Here is a 20,774-nt window from a genome sequence, read left to right on the forward strand (position 1 = left end):
ATGGAACGCGGAGCGTCCCGGGCTGCATTCCCACGCGGAGCGTGGGAACGATCAAGCAGTACACAGCTACCTTTTGCTTCCTGCTTCCTGCTTCCTGCTTCCCGCTTCCCACTTCCCACCACTCAACACGATGAGCGTTAGCTCGAGTAAAGCTCTTGATCTTTTGGCCCCTTCGGAAGGCTGAGTGGAGGGATTTATCCGGGGGTGGGAGCGCAGCGACCGTGCGGCGCAGCCGCATGCATCGAGAGGAGGTGCAGCGAAGCAAACCGTAGGCGATGCCCCCGGATGAATCCCGGAACGAAGGAACACCGAGCCAAAGCGAGGTGCCGAACGCCGGGGCCCAGCGTTTTTGGTTACTTTTTTGGCGTTTGAAAAAAGTGACTCGCCGTAAGGGCGAAACCGCCAGTGGCAACACCCGAAGCAACGGATATTCACTCAATCCCAAAACCAAAAAACCAAAAAACCCGCTGAAATCACTTCCAGCGGGTTTCCCGTATCAGCAGCCAAGGAAGATCAAAAATCCTCCAACCGCCAAACTTCATAAGCCGGTGTCTCGTAGGGATGGCTCAACTTAAGAGCCGCCACTACCGCGCGAATCAACTCATCGCAAACGACAAGCTCAACCTTCCACTCCTCGACCCGCTCAACCTGCCCAGCCTGACCAATGAACGGCTGACTGCCGTCCAGAGGCCGAAACTGACCAGAGCCAAGCACCTGCCAAGCACAGTGGTCATAGTCACCAATCCGCCCACCACCGGCAGCGAACACAGCGTCCTTGACCACCTCGACATGGCTGTCGGGAACAAAAAACGCGAGCTTGTACACAGCGCTTAGTTCACCCACACACGAGCATTACGGAACATACGCATCCAAGGTGCGTCTTCGTTCCAGTCTTCCGAACGCCACGAGTTCTGCACGGCACGGAACACACGCTCCGGGTGCGGCATCATGATCGTCACGCGACCGTCGCGGCTGGTGAGGCCGGTGATCCCGCGCGGCGAACCGTTCGGGTTCGCCGGGTAGGCTTCGGTGACCTTGCCGTGGTTGTCGACGAAACGCATCGCCACGCAACCCGACAGATCGGCTTCCAGCAGTGCCTCTTCGCTTTCGAATTCGGCATGGCCTTCACCGTGAGCGATGGCGATCGGCATGCGCGAACCGGCCATGCCCTGCAGGAAGATCGAGTTCGACTCCTGAACCTGAACCATCGCCACGCGCGCTTCGAATTGCTCGGAGCGGTTGCGCACGAAGTGCGGCCAGAACTCGCTGCCCGGGATCAGCTCGTGCAGGTTGGACATCATCTGGCAACCGTTGCACACGCCGAGGGTGAAGCTGTCGTTACGTTCGAAGAAGCCCTGGAACGCATCGCGGGCACGGCTGTTGAACAGTGCGGACTTGGCCCACCCTTCACCGGCGCCGAGAACGTCGCCGTAGGAGAAACCACCGCAGGCCACCAGACCCTTGAACTCGTTCAGGTCGACGCGGCCGGCCAGAATGTCGCTCATGTGCACGTCGATCGCGTTGAAACCGGCGCGGTCGAACGCAGCCGCCATTTCCACCTGACCGTTGACGCCCTGCTCACGCAGTACCGCAACCTGTGGGCGGATGCCTTTCTTGATGTAAGGCGCGGCGATGTCCTGGTTGACGTCGTAGCTCAGCTTGACGCTCAGGCCCGGGTTGTCTTCTTCCAGCAGCGCATCGAACTCTTGCTCGGCGCAGTCGGCGTTGTCGCGCAGACGCTGGATCTGGTAGCTGGTCTCGGCCCACTGACGTTGCAGCAGACGACGCTGGCCTTCGAACACGGTGTCACCGTTGAAGGTGATGTTGATCTGGCCATTGTTGATCGGCTGACCGATCACCGACACGCAGTCGCCCAGACCAGCCGCGCTGAATTGGGCGAGGATGTCCGGGGTCGCGTCCTGACGAACCTGGATCACGGCACCCAGTTCTTCGTTGAACAGGATGGCGGCGATTTCTGCCGAGGATTCAGCAACGCTGTCGAGGTTCAGGCTCAGACCGCAGTGACCGGCGAAGGCCATTTCCACCACGGTGGTCAGCAGACCGCCGTCGGAACGGTCGTGGTAAGCCAGCAGATGACCGTCGGCGTTGAGGCCCTGGATCACGGCGAAGAACGCTTTCAGGTCTTCGGCGTCGTCGACGTCCGGAGCCTGCTTGCCGAGCTTGCCGTGAACCTGCGCGAGGATAGAGGCGCCCATACGGTTCTGACCGCGACCGAGGTCGATCAGGATCAGGTCGGTGGTGCCCTTGTCCATGCGCAGTTCCGGAGTCAGGGTCTGACGGATGTCAGCCACTGGCGCGAAACCGGTCACGATCAGGGACATCGGCGAGGTGACGGTCTTGTCTTCGCCATCGTCGTTCCAGCGGGTGGCCATGGACATCGAGTCCTTGCCAACCGGAATGGTCAGGCCCAGTTCAGGGCACAGTTCCATGCCGACCGCTTTCACGGTGTCGTACAGACGCGCGTCTTCGCCCGGGTGGCCGGCAGCGGACATCCAGTTCGCCGACAGTTTGATGTCGGAGAGCTTGTTGATGCGCGAAGCGGCAATGTTGGTCAGGGTTTCGCCGATGGCCATGCGGCCCGACGCCGGAGCATCCAGCAGTGCCAGCGGAGTGCGCTCGCCCATCGCCATCGCTTCACCGGTGTAGACGTCGAAGCTGGTGGCGGTGACGGCCACGTCGGCCACCGGAACCTGCCAAGGGCCGACCATCTGGTCACGGGCCACGAGGCCGGTGATGGTGCGGTCGCCGATGGTGATCAGGAAGCTTTTGCTCGCCACGGCCGGGTGGTGCAGGACGCGTTCGATGCTTTCACTGATGTCGAGGTTCGACGGATCGAAGTCATCGCCCAGCTCGGCTTCGCGAACCACCGAACGGTGCATGCGCGGCGCCTTGCCCAGCAACACTTCCAGTGGCATGTCCACCGGGTTGTTGCCGAAATGGCTGTCGGTCACGGTCAGTTGCGGCTCGGCGGTGGCTTCACCGACAACGGCAAACGGGCAACGCTCACGTTCGCAGATCGCCTTGAAGCGCTCGAAGTCGGCCGGGCCGACCGCCAGAACGTAACGCTCCTGGGATTCGTTGGACCAGATTTCGTGCGGGGCCATGCCCGGCTCGTCGTTTGGAATATTGCGCAGTTCGAAACGGCCACCGCGGTCGCCGTCGTTGACCAGTTCCGGGAAGGCGTTGGACAGACCGCCCGCACCCACGTCGTGGATGAAGCTGATCGGGTTCTTGTCGCCCAGTTGCCAGCAACGGTCGATGACTTCCTGGCAGCGACGTTCCATTTCAGGGTTTTCACGCTGAACGGAAGCGAAGTCCAGATCCGCCGAGCTGGTGCCGGTGGCCATGGAGGAAGCAGCGCCGCCGCCCAGGCCGATCAACATCGCCGGGCCGCCGAGCACGATCAGCTTGGAGCCGACCAGAATCTCGCCTTTCTTGACGTGTTCTTCACGGATGTTGCCCATGCCGCCAGCGAGCATGATCGGCTTGTGGTAACCGCGAACTTCATCACCGTGCGGGGTGGTGATCGATTGTTCGAAGGTACGGAAGTAACCGGTCAGGGCCGGACGGCCGAATTCGTTGTTGAACGCAGCGCCGCCCAGCGGGCCTTCGATCATGATGTCCAGCGCGTTGACGATGCGCTCGGGCTTGCCGTACGGCACTTCCCACGGCTGTTCGAAGCCCGGGATCTGCAGGTTCGACACGGTGAAACCGGTCAGGCCGGCCTTCGGCTTGGCGCCACGACCGGTTGCACCTTCGTCGCGGATCTCGCCACCGGAACCGGTGGACGCGCCCGGGAACGGAGCGATCGCGGTCGGGTGGTTGTGGGTTTCAACCTTCATCAGGATGTGCACCGGCTCCTGCACCGCGCCGTACTGGCGGGTTTCCGGATCCGGGAAGAAGCGGCCGGCGACGTTGCCGACGATCACCGAGGCGTTGTCCTTGTAAGCGGACAGCACGCCTTCGCTGTGCATCTGATAGGTGTTCTTGATCATGCCGAACAGGCTTTTTTCCTGGCTCTCGCCGTCAATATCCCAACTGGCGTTGAAGATCTTGTGGCGGCAGTGCTCGGAGTTGGCCTGGGCGAACATCATCAGTTCGATGTCGTGCGGGTTGCGCTTGAGACCGTTGAAGGCGTTGACCAGGTAATCGATCTCGTCTTCGGCCAGGGCCAGGCCCAGTTCGACGTTGGCTTTTTCCAGCGCGGCGCGACCGCCGCCGAGGATGTCGATGGCGGTCAGCGGCTTCGGTTCGGCGTGGCTGAACAGACCGGCGGCCTGCTCGAGGTTGGCCAGAACGATCTGAGTCATGCGGTCATGCAGTACATCGGCAATCTGCTGCGCTTCGGTTTCGCTGAACTGACCGGCCACGTAGAACGCGATACCGCGCTCCAGGCGCTGGATCTTGCTCAGGCCGCAGTTGCGGGCGATGTCGCTGGCCTTGCTCGACCATGGCGAGATGGTGCCGAAACGTGGCAACACCAGGAACAGACGACCGGTCGGCTCTTGAACCGGAACGCTTGGACCGTACTTCAGAAGGCGCGCAAGCACCTGCTGTTCGTCGCCGGTCAGGACGCCGGTGACTTCGGCGAAGTGAGCGAATTCAGCATACAGGCCGCTGACAGCTGAAACCTTCTGGCTCAGTTGCTCAAGGAGTTTGCTGTGGCGAAAGGCAGAAAGGGCAGGAGCGCCGCGCAGGATCAACATCTTCGGGACAGCCTCGGGAAGGGGTGTGCTTTGAGGCCGTGCATTCTAGCCTAAACCGCCCTCAACATCACCCGAAACGCTACGCACGGTTGCACCCGGATGTCGAGTGGTGTTCCTGCCTTGAGGGTCAAATTTATGGGGTGTTGCAAGGCGGGTTATTTTTTCTGTCACAAAATGCCTTTCGGGCCCGTTTCTGCGGGGTTTCGCGCGGTTTTGTGATGCCTAGCAGACAACCCCTCGACTGTCGAGATATGGCGCCCGTTGTCCTTTGCGTATACTGCGCACATGTTTTCCCCAACGGCTTTGCGTCCGCGATACGCCAAATGGCTGATCGCTACCGGACTCTTCCTGATGCTCAGTGGCTGTGTTGATAAACCCAACACACTCGAGCGCGTAAAGGAGGATGGCGTGCTGCGGGTGGTCACCCGAAACAGCCCCGCCACCTACTTTCAGGATCGCAGCGGTGAAACCGGCTTCGAATACGAGCTGGTGAAGCGCTTTGCCGACGATTTGGGGGTCGAGCTGAAGATCGAAACCGCCGACAACCTCGACGACCTGTTCAATCAGGTCGGCAAACCGAACGGTCCGGTACTGGCGGCCGCCGGCCTGGTCAGCAGCGAACAGCGCAAGAAGCAGGTGCGCTTCTCCCGCTCCTACCTCGAAGTCACCCCGCAGATCATCTACCGCAACGGCCAGTCACGCCCCACCGACGCCGGCGATCTGGTGGGCAAGAAGATCATGGTGCTCAAGGGCAGCACCCACGCCGAACAACTGGCGGAGCTGAAACAGAAATATCCTGGCATCCAGTACGAAGAGTCCGACGCCGTTGAAGTGGTCGACCTGCTGCGCATGGTCGATGAGGGCCAGATCGACCTGACCCTGGTCGACTCCAACGAAGTGGCGATGAACCAGGTGTACTTCACCAACATCCGCGTCGCCTTCGACCTCGGCGACGCGCGCAGCCAGAGCTGGGCCGTGGCGGCCGGCGAAGACAACAGCCTGCTCAACGAGATCAACAGTTATCTGGACAAGGTGCAGAAGAACGGCACCCTGCAACGTCTGAAAGACCGCTATTACGGCCACGTCGACGTCCTCGGCTACATGGGCGCCACCACCTTCGCCCAGCATTTGCAGCAGCGGCTGCCCAAATACGAACAGCACTTCAAGGCCTACGCCAAGAAAGAGAAAGTCGACTGGCGCCTGCTGGCGGCGATCGGTTATCAGGAATCGCTGTGGCAACCGGCGGTCACCTCGAAGACCGGCGTGCGCGGGCTGATGATGCTGACCCAGAACACCGCCCAGGCCATGGGCGTGTCCAACCGCCTCGATCCGAAGCAGAGCATCATGGGTGGCGCCAAGTACCTGGCCTACATGAAGGATCAGCTCGACGAGTCGATCCAGGAACCGGATCGCACCTGGTTTGCCCTGGCGGCCTACAACGTCGGCAGCGGTCATCTGGATGACGCACGCAAACTGGCGGCCAAGGAAGGGTTGAACCCGGACAAGTGGCTGGATGTGAAAAAGATCCTGCCGCGCCTGTCGCAGAAGCAGTGGTACAGCAAGACCCGCTACGGCTACGCCCGGGGCGGCGAACCGGTGCATTTCGTGGCGAACATCCGTCGCTACTACGACATCCTCACCTGGGTGACCCAGCCGCAGCTTGAAGGCGATCAGGTGGCCGAGGGCAATCTGCATGTGCCGGGGATCGACAAATCGAAACCGGCTCAAGAGCCCGCCCCGCTTTAACCCATCCCCAAAACAAATGTGGGAGCAATTTGCTCCCACGAGATGTTGAAACTTAGTGTTTGGCAGCCGCCAGAATCAACGCCTTCATCTCCGACACCGCCGACTTGAAACCGACGAACAGAGCATGCGCCACCAGCGCATGACCGATGTTCAGCTCATTGATACCCTTGATCGCGGCAACCGCCTCGACGTTGTGATAGTGCAGGCCATGGCCGGCATTGACGATCAGGCCCTGGGCCAGACCGAAGGCCACGCCGTCCGCGACACGCTTGAGTTCTTCAGCCACTTCGGTCGGTGTTTCGGCATCGGCGTAACGTCCGGTGTGCAGCTCGATGGCCGGTGCGCCGACGCGCTTCGACGCAGCGATCTGCCGCTCGTCGGCGTCGATAAACAGCGACACTTCGCTGCCGATCTTCGACAAACGCTCGACCGCCGCCCTGATCCGCTCTTCCTGCCCCGCCACATCCAGACCGCCTTCGGTGGTCAGCTCCTGACGGGTTTCCGGCACCAGGCAGATGTGCGCCGGACGAATGCGCTCGGCGAACGCCATCATTTCTTCGGTGACGCCCATTTCGAAGTTCATGCGGGTTTGCAGCACATCCTTGAGCAGCAGCACGTCGCGCTCCTGAATGTGCCGACGGTCTTCGCGCAGGTGCACGGTGATGCCGTCAGCGCCCGCCTCTTCCGCGTCCAGCGCAGCCTTGACCGGATCCGGATAGCGCGTGCCACGGGCCTGACGCAGGGTGGCGACGTGGTCGATGTTCACGCCAAGAAGAATGCGATTGCTGGTGGTCACGGATGCGCTCCTGAATGGAAAGATTCGGCGCACAGCATACGGTGAGATCAGGGCTTGCGAAACAGCTCGCGACTGACGAGGGGACGACCGCCCAGATGCACGGCCAGCGCTTGTCGCATCAAGCGCTTGGCGGCGGACAACGCGCCGGGGGCCGACCAGTCGGCTTCGGCCATGGCCAGCAGTTCGGTGCCGTTGAACAGACCGGGTTGCAGCAGATAGACCCGTTCGAGCCCGGCATCCACCTGCAAGCGGTATAGGCCATCCGCAGCGATGGGTTCGTCATTGATGTCGGTGTTCAGGGAAAAGCCATAACCGAGGTCGTCGAGCAGCCGCCATTCGAAGGAGCGCAACAGCGGTTCCAGCGGCCGCCCCTCGGCCAATGCCAGCAACGTGGCAGCGTAATGATCGAACACCGCAGGATGCGGATCTTCGGCGGGCAACAGGCGGATCAACAGCTCATTGAGATACAGACCGCTGAACAGCGCCTCGCCGACCATCCACGTGGCGTTGCCGACACTCTCCATGCGCCCGACGTTCTTCAACTCACCCTTGCCGCGAAACTCCACTTCCAGCGGCACGAACGGTCGTGCCAGCGTCCCGGCCTTGCCCCGCGCACTGCGCAACACCGCCCGCAGCCGACCTTGCGGCGTGAGGAAGTCCACCAAGGCGCTGGTTTCGCGGTAGGCGCGCGAATGCAGGACGTAGGCGGGTTGGGCGGGAGGCGGGCTTTGCGACATTGAGTTCTCGATGACGAAACGCAGTTTTACACACAAACCCAAAACTAATGTGGGAGCGGGCTTGCTCGCGAAAGCGGTAAGTCAGTCAAAACATATGTCGACTGATACGGCGCATTCGCGAGCAAACCCGCTCCCACAGGGGGTTCTCTGGTGCAGCAGAAAACCGGTGTTACAGGTCGCCGTAACCCAGCGAACGCAGCGCACGCTCGTCATCGGACCAGCCGCCCTTCACCTTGACCCACAGGTTGAGCATGATCTTGGAGTCGAACAGCAGCTCCATGTCCTTGCGCGCCTCGGTGCCGATGCGCTTGATGCGCTCGCCCTTGTCGCCAATGATGATTTTCTTCTGGCCGTCGCGCTCGACGAGGATCAGCGCATGGATGTGCAGCGTCGCCCCCTGCTGCTTGAACTCTTCTATTTCCACAGTGATCTGGTACGGCAGCTCGGCGCCGAGCTGGCGCATGATCTTCTCGCGCACCAGTTCGGCGGCGAGGAAGCGGCTGCTGCGGTCGGTGATCTGGTCTTCCGGGAAGAAGTGATCGTTCTCCGGCAGATGGTCGGCGATGACCTTTTCCAGGGCGTCGAGGTTGTGCCCGTGTTGCGCCGAGATCGGAATGATCTGCGCGTTCGGCAGCTGTTCCTGCAACCACGAAAGGTGCGGCATCAGCTCGGCCTTGTCTTCGATGCGGTCGGTCTTGTTCAGTGCGACGATCAGCGGGCCGGTCACGTACTGCACGCGCTCGAGCACCATCTGGTCTTCTTCGGTCCACTTGGTGCGGTCGACCACGAAGATCACCACGTCGACGTCTTTCAACGCCGCCGAAGCGGTCTTGTTCATGTAGCGGTTCAGGGCTTTTTCGCCACCCTTGTGCATGCCGGGGGTGTCGACGTAGATCGCCTGCACATCGCCCTCGGTCTTGATCCCGAGCATGTTGTGGCGAGTGGTCTGCGGCTTGCGCGAGGTGATCGCCAGCTTCTGGCCGAGGATGTGGTTCAGCAGCGTGGACTTGCCCACGTTGGGACGGCCGACGATGGCAACATAGCCACAGCGCGTTGCGTTTGTATCAGTCATTGCCATTCTCCACACCCAGGGCAATCAGTGCTGCGGCGGCCGCTACCTGTTCGGCAATGCGACGGCTCACACCCTGACCCCGGCTTTTTTCATTCAATAGGACAACTTCGCACTCGACGAAGAAGGTACGGCAGTGCGGCTCGCCCTGGATATCCACCACTTCATAACGCGGCAGTTCGCAGCCGCGCGATTGCAGGAATTCCTGCAGGCGGGTCTTCGGATCCTTGTTGGTGTCGACCAGCGTCAAGCCTTCGAACTCGCCGGCCAGCCAGGCCAGTACGCGCTCGCGGGCGACTTCCATGCCGGCGTCGAGGTAGATCGCACCGATCAGTGCTTCCAGGGCGTCGGCCAGAATCGACTCGCGACGGAAACCGCCGCTCTTCAACTCGCCGGAACCCAGACGCAGGTAATCGCCCAGATCGAAACCGCGGGCCAGTACCGCCAGCGTCTCACCTTTTACCAGCCGTGCGCGCAAACGCGACAACTGGCCTTCGCGCGCCAGCGGGAAACGGTCGAACAAGGCTTCGCCGGCAACAAAATTGAGGATCGCATCGCCGAGGAATTCCAAACGCTCGTTATTGCGTCCGGCAAAGCTGCGGTGCGTAAGGGCCAGGACCATCAGTTCCTGGTCCTTGAAGGTGTAACCGAGCTGACGCTCGAGACGGCTTAGAGAAACGCTCACGGTTTACCCACGCTGAGTTCGTGGCTGGATTCCACTGCCATCGCCGGGATACGGCGCAGGCCTGGGACAATTAACGCTGTGTTCAAAAATGACGTCCTGAATATCGTGGCTTCATGCCCCGGAGCCGGTTGTGCCGACGCCAGAAATGCATTCGGCGCTGTGGTCAACAGCGCCGTGTTTGTTTACTTGATCAGGCCGACCCGCGAGAAGTTCGGCAGGTGGCTGAGTTTCGGTTCCGGCCAGCTCATCCAGACCGCGAAGGCTTTGCCGACGATGTTCTGGTCGGGAACCATGCCCAGCAGATCCTTGGGAATGTTCGGATCATCCCAGTAGCGACTGTCGTTCGAATTGTCGCGGTTGTCGCCCATCATGAAGTAGTGCCCGGCCGGCACGGTCCAGGTATGGTCCGGCGTGGCGCGGTAGCGGCTCATTTCCTTGCGGATCAGGTGCTCGGCGGCGCCGAGTTTTTCCTTGTAGAGTTCCGCGCTGCCCAGCGTACCCGGCTCGGAGCCGACCAGTTGCTCGGCAATCGACTCGCCGTTGACGAACAGGCGCTTGTCGGCGGTGTACCGCACGGTATCGCCCGGCAGACCGACTACACGCTTGATGTAGTTGACGTTGGGGTCGCTCGGGTAGCGGAATACCATCACATCGCCGCGCTGCGGGTCACCGACTTCGATGATCTTCTTGTCGATCACCGGCAAACGGATCCCGTAGGAAAACTTGTTCACCAGAATGAAGTCGCCGACGTCCAGGGTCGGTTTCATCGAGCCGGACGGAATCTGGAACGGTTCCACCAGGAACGAACGCAGCACCAGGACGATGAACAGCACCGGGAAGAACGACTTGCCGTACTCGACCAGCAGCGGTTCCTTGTTCAGCTTCTCGACCACCACCACGTCAGGCTGGCTGACGCTGCCCTGATAGGAGGCGATGGCGGCACGCCGACGCGGTGCCAGGATCAACAGATCGAGCAACGCCAACAGACCGCAGACGAACACGGCAATGACCAGCAACAGCGGGAAATTTAGTGACATAGGACCTGACTATTCCAACCTGAGCACGGCGAGGAAGGCTTCTTGTGGAATTTCCACGTTGCCGACCTGTTTCATGCGTTTCTTACCGGCCTTCTGCTTCTCAAGCAGTTTTTTCTTACGGCTGACGTCGCCGCCGTAGCACTTGGCCAATACGTTCTTTCTGAGTGCCTTGACGGTTGTCCGGGCGACGATCTGACCGCCAATGGCAGCCTGGATGGCCACGTCGAACATCTGACGAGGAATCAGTTCTTTCATCTTCTCGGTCAACTGGCGACCTTTGAAGTGCGAATTGTCACGGTGCACGATCAACGCCAGAGCGTCGACCTTGTCGCCGTTGATCAGCACGTCCAGTTTCACCAGATTAGCCGATTGGTAACGATCGAAATGGTAGTCCAGCGAAGCATAGCCGCGGCTGGTGGATTTCAGACGGTCGAAGAAGTCGAGGACCACTTCGTTCATCGGCAGGTCGTAGGTCACCTGGACCTGATTGCCGAGGAACAGCATGTCGACCTGCACACCGCGTTTCTCGATGCACAGAGTGATGACGTTGCCCAGATGCTCCTGCGGTACCAGGATGTTGGCGCGCACGATCGGCTCGCGCATGTCTTCGATCGACGAGACGTCCGGCAGCTTCGACGGGTTGTCGACGTAAATCGTTTCACCGGTTTTCAGCACCAGTTCGAAGATTACCGTCGGCGCCGTGGTGATCAGGTCCAGGTCGTATTCGCGCTCCAGGCGCTCCTGGATGATTTCCATGTGCAGCATGCCGAGGAAGCCGCAACGGAAGCCGAAGCCCAGCGCGTCGGAGCTTTCCGGCGTGTATTGCAGCGACGAGTCGTTCAGGGTCAGTTTCTGCAGCGCTTCGCGGAAGTCCTCGAAGTCGTCGGAACTGACCGGGAACAGACCGGCGTAAACCTGCGGCTGGATGCGTTTGAAACCTGGCAGCACCGGAACGTCCGGGGTGGAGCTCAGGGTCAGGGTGTCACCGACCGGTGCACCGTGAATGTCCTTGATGCTGGCGATGATGAAACCCACTTCGCCGGCCTTCAGGTCAGCGGTGGCGGTGTGTTTCGGGTTGAACACACCAACGCTGTCGACCAGATGCACCTTGCCGGTGGACTTGACGAGAATCTTGTCGCCCTTCTTCACGCGGCCATGACGCACGCGCACCAGGGAGACAACACCCAGGTAGTTGTCGAACCAGGAGTCGATGATCAACGCTTGCAGCGGATCTTCGATATTGCCGGTTGGCGCAGGAATGGTGGCGACCAGACGCTCGAGCACTTCGTCGACACCCAGGCCGGTCTTGGCGCTGCAGGTGACGGCGTCGGTGGCGTCGATGCCGATGATCTTCTCGATCTCGTCCTTGACGCGGTCAGGCTCGGCCTGTGGCAGGTCGATCTTGTTCAGGACCGGCATGACCTCGAGGCCCTGCTCGATGGCGGTGTAGCAGTTGGCCACGGACTGGGCTTCAACGCCCTGCCCCGCATCGACCACCAGCAACGCACCTTCACAGGCCGCCAGGGAACGGCTGACTTCGTAGGTGAAGTCGACGTGGCCCGGGGTGTCAATGAAGTTCAGCTGGTAGGTGACGCCGTCTTTGGCCTTGTAATAGAGGGTAACGCTGTGGGCCTTGATGGTGATCCCGCGTTCGCGCTCCAGATCCATGGAATCCAGTACCTGGGCTTCCATTTCACGCTCGGCCAGGCCACCGCACATCTGGATGAAACGGTCAGCCAGCGTCGACTTGCCATGGTCAATGTGGGCGATGATGGAGAAATTGCGGATATGACTCAAATCACTCACGGATCAACACTCAAAAAGGCTGCAGGCTTGGCCCGCCGAAAAATAGCCGGGAATTGTACCTGATACACGGCGCAAGCGTCACGTTCGCCTGTCACCCGGATTGCATGCAAAAACGCCCCGGTCTGGCGACCGAGGCGTTTTCAAGGCTAAAGCGTGGGTGAAACCTTGTTCATCAACCGGCTCGGCGCAACAGCCAGACACCTGCCAGCGCACACACGCCGGCCGGCACCAGCACCGCGAACAGCGGCGAGAAACCGAATACCAGGCTGGATGGACCCAGCAGATCCTGAACGATGCGGAAGGTGAAACCCACCAGCACGCCCGTGAACACCCGCTGACCGAGGGTCACCGAACGCAACGGACCGAAGATGAAGGAAATCGCCATCAGCACCAGCGCGGCGGTCACCAGCGGCTGCAACACTTTGACCCAAAATGCCAGCCAGTAACGACCATTGCTCAGGCCCTGATCGGCCAGATAGTGGATGTAACCCCACAGGCCGGTGATCGACAGCGACTCCGGCGCCATCACCACGGTGCTCAGCAGTTGCGGGCTCAGGGAGACATCCCAGCGCTCGACCGGCGTATTGACCACTTCGGTGCTGCGCTCGTGGAATTTGGTGGTGGTCACGTCGGTGAGCTGCCAGTGATCGGTGTCGAACTCGGCGCGCTTGGCGAAGCTCGAGCTCAGCAGATGGCGCTCCTTGTCGAAGTGATAGCGGGTCACGCCGTACAGACGACCGTTGGGTTGCACGGAGTTGATGTGAATGAACTCCTCGCCCTGACGGTGCCACATGCCATGCTTGGCGCTCTGCGCGTCGCCGCTGCCTTGCGCCAGCGAGCGGTTGGCCTGAGCCATGCTTTCGGTGGCCGGTGCCACGTACTCGCCGATCAGCACGCCGGCCAGCATCAGCACCAGCATTGGCTTCATCACCGCCCAGACGATGCGCCCGATGGACACACCGGCGGCGCGCATCACGGTCAGCTCACTGCTGCTCGCCAGACTGCCGAGGCCGATCAGGCAGCCGATCAGCGCCGCCATCGGCAGCATGTCGTACATACGACGCGGCGCGGTCAGGAGCACGAAGCTCAGGACGTCGACCAGGGTGTAGGTATCACTGACGTCGCCCATCTCGTCGATGAACGCAAACAAGGTGGCCAGGCCGAGAATGATTGCCAGCACTGCGATGATCGCCATGAACACGCTGCTGCCGATATAGCGGTCGAGTTTAACCACGGGCCACCTCCAGCGCTGCACTGCGACGGCTGGCCAGCTTCAGGCGCAGAGGTTCCCAGTACAGCAGGCCGAGACCGATGACCAGGAAGATCGCGTGCACCCACCACAAGCCGAGCGCAGGTGGAATCTTGCCTTTCTCGAGGGCGCCGCGGGCGGCAATCAGGATGGTCAGGTAAGCCATATAAAGAAGAATCGCCGGCAGCAGCTTGAGGAAACGCCCCTGACGCGGGTTGACCCGCGACAGCGGCACCGCCATCAGGGTCACGATGAACACTAGCAACGGCAGCGACAGACGCCATTGCAGTTCGGTTTTCGAGCGGATGTCGTCACTGCCCAGCAAAGACGAGGTCGGCATGGCGTCACGGTCGGTGACTTCCTCGCTGACATCCGGCTTGGGCAGCAGCACGCCGTAGGTTTCGTAGTGAATGGCGCGATAGTTGGCCTGCCCCGGGCTGCCGTCGTAGCGGTAGCCGCTGTCGAGAATCAGGTAGCGGTTGCCGTCGGGACGCACTTCCTGACGGCCCTTTTCCGCCACCAGCACGGAAATCCCGCGATCTTTCTGGTTGGCGCCGAGGTTCTTCTGCGAGATGAACACGCTGCCAAGGTTGACCCGATCGTCGCTCAGGGTTTCGGTGTAGGTCACCCGCGTGCCGTCACGCAGGGCCTGGAAGCGGCCGGGCTCGAGGGTGTCGAATTCGGTCAGGGCGTCCTGTTTGTTCAGCAGCAGCTGGAACTGGTTGGCGCCTTGCGGGGCCAGGCTCAGGCTCAGCCACGCCACCACCAGTGCCACCAGGGTGGCCGGGAACAGGGTCATGCGAAACAGACGCTGCTGGCTCATGCCGGTGGCCGAGAGCACGGTCATCTCGCTTTCCAGGTACAACCGGCCGTACGCCAGCAGGATCCCGAGAAACAGGCCCAGTGGCAGGATCAGTTGCAGGAAGCCCGGCAGACGGAAGCCCATGATCAGGAACAGTGATCCCGGATCGAGCTGGCCCGCAGCGGCCTGGGCAAGGTATTTGATGAAGCGACCGCTCATGATGATGACCAGCAGCACGGCGCTTACCGCACTCAGGGTCAACAGGACTTCGCGGGACAGATAACGGAAGACGATCAAACCAGACACTCCAGGGTTGTCAGGCTAAGGCGGCCAAACAAGCAAACGTATCGACGGGCCCGCAAGGCAGAGCCGTCGAAAAAAGATGCGGCATTATCCTGTGATTGAGGGCGCCTGTCACTGCGCACACTCACGCAAGCATGCAATCCGTTGAAGATCGTACAACCGAGGGTTGTCAGGCGCGGTGAGCGAGGTTCAAACTGCCGCCTCTGTCGCAGGCACTGGCCTGCGCCTCTTCTCTCTATAAGCAGGCGACGGCGGACACGTCGAACGCCTGCGTGTTGACCATTCATTCAGGGATCCGGACATGGAACTGGTTGTAAAAAGCGTTAGCCCAGAAACGTTGAAAACCGCCACCCTGGTGGTTGCCGTCGGCGAAGGCCGCAAACTCAGCGTTGCCGCCAGGCAGGTCGACGAACTGAGCGGCGGCGCCATCAGCGCCGTGCTCAAGCGTGGCGACCTGGCCGGCAAGGTCGGCCAGAGCCTGTTGCTGCACAGCCTGCCGAACCTGAAAGCCGAACGTGTGCTGCTGGTCGGCGTGGGCAAGGATGAAGAACTGGGCGACCGTCCGTTCCGCAAGATCGTCGCCGGCATCCTCAACACGCTTAAAGGCCTGGGTGGCAGCGACGCCGTGCTGGCACTCGATGAAATCATCGTCAAGAACCGCGACAGCTACGGCAAGACCCGTCTGCTGGCCGAAACCCTGGTCGATGGCGAATACACCTTCGACCAGTTCAAGAGCCAGAAAGCCGAACCGCGCGCCCTGAAGAAAATCACCCTGCTGACCATCAAGGCCGCTCAGGCTGAAGTGCAACGCGCCGTGAACCACGCCACCGCGATCGCCAACGGCATGGCATTCACCCGTAACCTGGGCAACCTGCCGCCGAACATCTGCCACCCGACCTTCCTCGGCGAGCAAGCCAAGAACCTCGGCAAAGAGTTCAAGGATCTGAAAGTCGAAGTCCTCGACGAGAAGAAGATCAAATCCCTGGGCATGGGTTCGTTCTACGCCGTCGGCCAGGGCAGCGCCCAGCCGCCGCGCCTGATCGTCATGCAATACAACGGTGGCAAGAAATCCGAGAAGCCGTACGCGCTGGTCGGTAAAGGCATCACCTTCGACACCGGCGGCATCAGCCTGAAGCCGGGCGCCGGCATGGACGAGATGAAGTACGACATGGGTGGCGCCGCCAGCGTGTTCGGTACCCTGCGCGCCGTGCTGGAACTGAAGCTGCCGATCAATCTGGTGTGCATCCTGGCCTGCGCCGAGAACATGCCGAGCGGCACCGCTTCGCGTCCGGGCGACATCGTCACCACCATGAGCGGCCAGACCGTGGAAATCCTCAACACCGACGCCGAAGGCCGTCTGGTGCTGTGCGACGCCCTGACCTACTCCGAGCGCTTCAAGCCGCAGGCGGTGATCGACATCGCCACCCTGACCGGTGCCTGCGTCGTTGCGCTGGGCGCCCACACGTCGGGCCTGCTGGGCAACAACGACGAACTGATCGAGCAACTGCTGAGCGCCGGCAAGGCTGCCGACGACCGCGCCTGGCAACTGCCGCTGTTCGATGAGTACCAGGAGCAACTGGACAGCCCGTTCGCCGACATCGCCAACATCGGCGGTCCGAAGGCCGGCACCATCACCGCTGCCTGCTTCCTGTCGCGCTTCACCAAGAACCTGAACTGGGCGCACCTGGACATCGCCGGCACCGCCTGGACCAGCGGCGGCAAGGACAAGGGCGCCACTGGCCGTCCGGTTCCGTTGCTGACTCAATACCTGCTGGATCGCGCCAAAGCCTGAAACCGATGAACCTGGGCGGCGCTGCCTTCGGGCGGCGCCGTTCAAGGCTCAGGAACCGCAATGACCAAAGTCGACTTTTATATCCTGCCCAGCGCCGATCCTTCGGCGCGTCTGGATTTTGCCTGCAAGCTCACTGACAAGGCTTGGCGCATGGGCCATCGCATCTACCTGCATTGCAGCGATGCCGCCCAGCGTGATGATCTCGATGCGCGACTGTGGGCGTTCAAGGGCGAAACCTTCGTGCCTCACGGCCCGGCTGAGAGCGAACCGGAAGGACTGATCGTGTTGGGACTGGGCGATGACTGCGGCCAGCACGCAGACTTGCTGGTCAACCTCGACCTGAAAGTCCCGGTTTTCGCCAACAAATTCGCCCGGGTGGCGGAGGTTGTGGTGGAAGATCCGGCGATTCGCACTGCGGCGCGGGAGAGTTTCCGTTTCTACCGCGAACAGGGCTATCCTCTGCAAGACCACCGTTTACAGCGACTCTGAGTACGCCGATGGACACTCCAAAACCGCTGCAAAAACCCGCACACCTGCTGGATGACCTCGAGTCGATCCGCCAGCTGCTCGGCGATGACAACCTGCAACCGCCGCTGTTGACCGACACGGTCGATGATGGCGAACAGGAACAGATTCCGATGTTGTTCGATTCGGTCGACAACACACCGCAAGCCGTCGAAGCGGCACCCGCGCCGACGCCTGCCCCGCAGCCTGCCGCTGCGCCTGTGGATAAAGGCCCCGACGCTATCCTGCACCTGGACAGCGAACTGCGCGCTGCTGCGCAATTGATCATGCAGGACGTGATCGACGATTTCGCGCCGCACATCGAAACCGAAATCAAACGTCGCCTCGAGGCGCGGATGGAACGGCTTCTCGGCCAGTACGAATAATTCCCTGATCTCCTGTGGGAGCTGCCCTGCCAGCGATAGCATCACCGCGCTTTTCCTGAAAAACCGCGGCGCCTGCATCGCTGGCAAGCCAGCTCCCACATTTAAGCCTCCACCCGGCCCGCCCCGCTCGCCCTGCGCCCCATGCCCCGCTATACTTCCCGGCTTTTCCTGAATAAATGCCAATAGGGTCCCGCCGCGCATGGATAAGACCTACCAGCCGCACGCCATTGAAACTTCCTGGTACAACACCTGGGAGTCCGAGAACTACTTCGCCCCGCAAGGCGCGGGCGACTCCTACACCATCATGATCCCGCCGCCGAACGTCACCGGCAGCCTGCACATGGGACACGGTTTCAACAACGCGATCATGGACGCCCTGATCCGTTTCCGCCGCATGCAGGGTCGCAACACCCTGTGGCAGCCGGGTACCGACCACGCCGGTATCGCCACGCAGATGCTGGTGGAGCGTCAACTCGAAGCCCAGGGCCAGAATCGCCACGATCTGGGCCGCGAAAAATTCCTCCAGAAAGTCTGGGAGTGGAAGGATCAGTCCGGCGGCAACATCAGCCGTCAGATCCGCCGTCTCGGCTCGTCCGTGGACTGGAGCCGCGAGCGCTTCACCATGGACGACGGCCTCTCGGAAGCCGTTAAGGAAGCCTTCGTGCGCCTGCACGAAGACGGTCTGATCTATCGCGGCAAGCGTCTGGTCAACTGGGACACCAAACTGCACACGGCGATTTCCGACCTCGAAGTGGAAAACCACGACGAGAAAGGTTTCCTGTGGAATCTGAAATACCCGCTGGCCGACGGCGCGAAAACCGCTGAAGGCAACGATTTCCTGATTGTCGCGACCACCCGTCCGGAAACCATGCTCGGCGACTCCGCCGTCGCGGTGAACCCGAACGACGAGCGCTACAAAGCCCTGATCGGCAAATTTGTCGAGCTGCCGCTGGTCGGCCGCCGCATTCCGATCATCGCCGACGATTACTGCGATCCTGAATTCGGCACCGGCTGCGTGAAAATCACCCCGGCCCACGATTTCAACGACTACGAAGTCGGCAAGCGCCACAACCTGCCGCTGCTGAACATCTTCGACAAGAACGCCAACGTGCTGCCGGCAGCGCAGGTGTTCAACCTCGACGGCACGCTGAACGACAGCATCGACGGCAAGATTCCGGCCGAGTACGCCGGTCTCGAGCGTTTCGAAGCGCGCAAGCAGATCGTTGCCGCGTTCGACGCCGCCGGCCTGCTGGTCAGCGTCGACGACCACAACCTGAAAGTGCCGAAAGGCGACCGCTCCGGCACCGTCATCGAGCCGTGGCTGACCGACCAGTGGTACGTGTCCACCAAGCCGCTGGCCGAGCCTGCGATTGCTGCCGTTGAAGATGGTCGCATCCAGTTCGTGCCGAAGCAGTACGAAAACATGTACTTCTCGTGGATGCGCGACATCCAGGACTGGTGCATCAGCCGTCAGCTGTGGTGGGGCCACCGGATTCCGGCCTGGTACGACGAGTCGGGCAAGGTTTACGTCGGTCGCGACGAAGCCGAAGTACGTGCCAAGCACAACCTCGGCCCGGACGTTGCGCTGCAACAGGACAACGACGTTCTCGACACCTGGTTCAGTTCGGGCCTGTGGACCTTCTCCACCCTGGGCTGGCCGGAAAAGACCGAGTTCCTGAAGAAATTCCACTCCACCGACGTGCTGGTCACCGGTTTCGACATCATTTTCTTCTGGGTTGCCCGGATGATCATGCTGACGATGCACCTGATCAAGAACGAGGACGGTACGCCGCAGGTTCCGTTCAAGACCGTTTACGTGCACGGTCTGGTGCGTGATGGCCAGGGTCAGAAGATGTCCAAGTCCAAGGGCAACGTCCTGGACCCGCTGGACATCATCGACGGTATCGAGCTCGAAACCCTGGTGCAGAAACGCACTTCCGGTCTGATGCAGCCGAAACTGGCGAAGAAGATCGAGAAGCAGACCCGCGACGAGTTCGCCGACGGCATCGCCAGCTACGGCACCGACGCCCTGCGCTTCACCTTCTGCTCGCTGGCGTCCACCGGTCGCGACATCAAGTTCGACATGGGCCGCGTCGAAGGCTATCGCAACTTCTGCAACAAGATCTGGAACGCCGCGCGTTATGTTCTGGACAAGGGCGAAGACTGCGGCCAGAACGGCGAAGCCTACGAGCTGTCGCTGGCGGATCGCTGGATCATCTCGCAACTGCAACGCACCGAAGCCGAAGTGACCCGTCAACTGGATCAGTTCCGTTTCGACCTGGCGGCGCAAGCCTTGTACGAGTTCATCTGGAACCAGTACTGCGACTGGTACCTGGAACTGTCCAAGCCAGTGCTGTGGGACGAAAACGCGCCGGTCGAGCGTCAGCGCGGTACCCGCCGCACGCTTGTTCGGGTACTGGAAGTGGCGCTGCGTCTGGCGCATCCGTTCATGCCGTTCATCACTGAAGAAATCTGGCAACGCATCGCGCCGCTGGCCGGCATTCAGGGCAAGACGATCATGCTGCAACCTTGGCCGGTGGCCAACGAAGAGCGCATCGATCCGGCGGCCGAAGACGACATCGAATGGCTCAAGGGCCTGATGCTCGGCACGCGTAACATCCGTGGCGAAATGAACATCGGCCCGGGCAAACCGCTGCCGATCTACCTGAAAAACGTCAGCGCTGAAGACCAGCGTCGCCTGACCGAGAACGAAGCGCTGCTGAAGAAGCTGGCGCGTCTGGAATCGATCACCGTTCTCGCCGCTGGCGAAGAAGCACCGTTGTCCGCCACCGCGCTGGTCGGCGAGATGGAAGTGCTGGTGCCGATGGCCGGTCTGATCGACAAGAACGCCGAGCTGGCGCGTCTGGACAAGGAAATCCTGCGTCTGCAGGGCGAAGTCCAGCGGGTTGGCGGCAAGCTGTCCAACGCCGGTTTCGTTGACAAGGCCCCGGCCGAAGTCATCGAGAAGGAGCGCGCCAAACTGGCCGAGGCTGAACAGGCCTTGGGCAAACTGGCCGAGCAGCACGCGCGGATTGCCAGCCTGTAACCGCGTATCGCACTGAAAAGGGAGGCCCGCACCGGCCTCCCTTTTTTGTGCCCGGCACTTTTCCGGCCAACAACATGGCTCCCTGTGGG

At 61.3% G+C, this 20,774-nt stretch carries 15 protein-coding genes; 5 read left to right on the forward strand and 10 right to left on the reverse strand.

Translation table 11 applies throughout. The annotated features are described in order from the left end of the window. Window positions 1-513 precede the first annotated feature (513 nt). On the reverse strand, window positions 514-825 hold the full coding sequence (locus tag ACTJK9_RS25905) for a Nif3-like dinuclear metal center hexameric protein (RefSeq protein WP_085611424.1): 312 nt from the start codon (window positions 823-825) through the stop codon (window positions 514-516). A gap of 5 nt (window positions 826-830) precedes the next feature. Next, window positions 831-4,727, reverse strand: a complete 3,897-nt coding sequence (purL, locus tag ACTJK9_RS25910) for a phosphoribosylformylglycinamidine synthase (RefSeq protein ID WP_440817160.1) — start codon at window positions 4,725-4,727, stop codon at window positions 831-833. 285 nt (window positions 4,728-5,012) lie between these two features. On the opposite strand from purL, the gene mltF reads away from it, so the two are divergent. After that, window positions 5,013-6,473: a membrane-bound lytic murein transglycosylase MltF gene (gene mltF, locus ACTJK9_RS25915; protein WP_011332593.1), complete on the forward strand. Its 1,461-nt coding sequence runs from the start codon at window positions 5,013-5,015 to the stop codon at window positions 6,471-6,473. 52 nt (window positions 6,474-6,525) lie between these two features. Here the strand turns inward: mltF and pdxJ are convergent, their stop codons facing one another. The 8 genes from pdxJ to lptF form a co-directional block, all read right to left on the reverse strand. After that, window positions 6,526-7,269, reverse strand: a complete 744-nt coding sequence (pdxJ, locus tag ACTJK9_RS25920) for a pyridoxine 5'-phosphate synthase (RefSeq protein WP_064382428.1) — start codon at window positions 7,267-7,269, stop codon at window positions 6,526-6,528. Window positions 7,270-7,316: 47 nt separating this feature from the next. Continuing rightward, the gene (gene recO, locus ACTJK9_RS25925; protein ID WP_039769514.1) at window positions 7,317-8,006 is read right to left on the reverse strand and encodes a DNA repair protein RecO; all 690 of its coding nucleotides are present in this window, start codon (window positions 8,004-8,006) and stop codon (window positions 7,317-7,319) included. A gap of 169 nt (window positions 8,007-8,175) precedes the next feature. Beyond that, a complete protein-coding gene (gene era / locus ACTJK9_RS25930; protein ID WP_039769512.1) occupies window positions 8,176-9,078 on the reverse strand; it encodes a GTPase Era in 903 nt (300 codons plus the stop codon). After that, window positions 9,071-9,760 carry a ribonuclease III gene (rnc, locus tag ACTJK9_RS25935; RefSeq protein ID WP_011332589.1) on the reverse strand — a complete coding sequence of 230 codons (690 nt, stop codon included), beginning with the start codon at window positions 9,758-9,760 and terminating at the stop codon, window positions 9,071-9,073. The genes era and rnc overlap by 8 nt, the downstream gene beginning before the upstream one ends. Before the next feature lie 182 nt (window positions 9,761-9,942). Next, complete coding sequence (lepB, locus tag ACTJK9_RS25940) at window positions 9,943-10,797, reverse strand: signal peptidase I (protein ID WP_064382430.1); 855 nt, start codon at window positions 10,795-10,797, stop codon at window positions 9,943-9,945. Window positions 10,798-10,806: 9 nt separating this feature from the next. Then, complete coding sequence (lepA, locus tag ACTJK9_RS25945; RefSeq protein WP_039769508.1) at window positions 10,807-12,603, reverse strand: translation elongation factor 4; 1,797 nt, start codon at window positions 12,601-12,603, stop codon at window positions 10,807-10,809. Between the two features lie 172 nt (window positions 12,604-12,775). After that, window positions 12,776-13,837: an LPS export ABC transporter permease LptG gene (lptG, locus tag ACTJK9_RS25950; protein ID WP_007957365.1), complete on the reverse strand. Its 1,062-nt coding sequence runs from the start codon at window positions 13,835-13,837 to the stop codon at window positions 12,776-12,778. Further along, window positions 13,830-14,951 carry an LPS export ABC transporter permease LptF gene (lptF, locus tag ACTJK9_RS25955; protein ID WP_440817165.1) on the reverse strand — a complete coding sequence of 374 codons (1,122 nt, stop codon included), beginning with the start codon at window positions 14,949-14,951 and terminating at the stop codon, window positions 13,830-13,832. The genes lptG and lptF overlap by 8 nt, the downstream gene beginning before the upstream one ends. Before the next feature lie 307 nt (window positions 14,952-15,258). Here lptF and ACTJK9_RS25960 point away from each other — a divergent pair, with 307 nt between their 5' ends. The 4 genes from ACTJK9_RS25960 (at window position 15,259) to ACTJK9_RS25975 (ending at window position 20,685) form a co-directional block, all read left to right on the forward strand. Further along, the gene (locus tag ACTJK9_RS25960) at window positions 15,259-16,749 is read left to right on the forward strand and encodes a leucyl aminopeptidase (protein ID WP_221398762.1); all 1,491 of its coding nucleotides are present in this window, start codon (window positions 15,259-15,261) and stop codon (window positions 16,747-16,749) included. 60 nt (window positions 16,750-16,809) lie between these two features. Further along, window positions 16,810-17,238 (forward strand): DNA polymerase III subunit chi, encoded by a 429-nt coding sequence (locus ACTJK9_RS25965; RefSeq protein WP_064593578.1) that lies wholly within the window; start codon window positions 16,810-16,812, stop codon window positions 17,236-17,238. Between the two features lie 8 nt (window positions 17,239-17,246). Further along, window positions 17,247-17,639, forward strand: coding sequence for a DNA polymerase III subunit chi (locus ACTJK9_RS25970; RefSeq protein WP_221398761.1), 393 nt, complete (start codon window positions 17,247-17,249; stop codon window positions 17,637-17,639). 199 nt (window positions 17,640-17,838) lie between these two features. Further along, window positions 17,839-20,685: a valine--tRNA ligase gene (locus ACTJK9_RS25975; protein ID WP_440817169.1), complete on the forward strand. Its 2,847-nt coding sequence runs from the start codon at window positions 17,839-17,841 to the stop codon at window positions 20,683-20,685. The last annotated feature ends 89 nt before the right edge of the window (window positions 20,686-20,774 follow it).

Origin of the sequence: Pseudomonas sp. 22082 (assembly GCF_052046055.1) — a bacterium.
GTDB classification, from domain to species: Bacteria; Pseudomonadota; Gammaproteobacteria; order Pseudomonadales; family Pseudomonadaceae; genus Aquipseudomonas; species Aquipseudomonas pharyngis.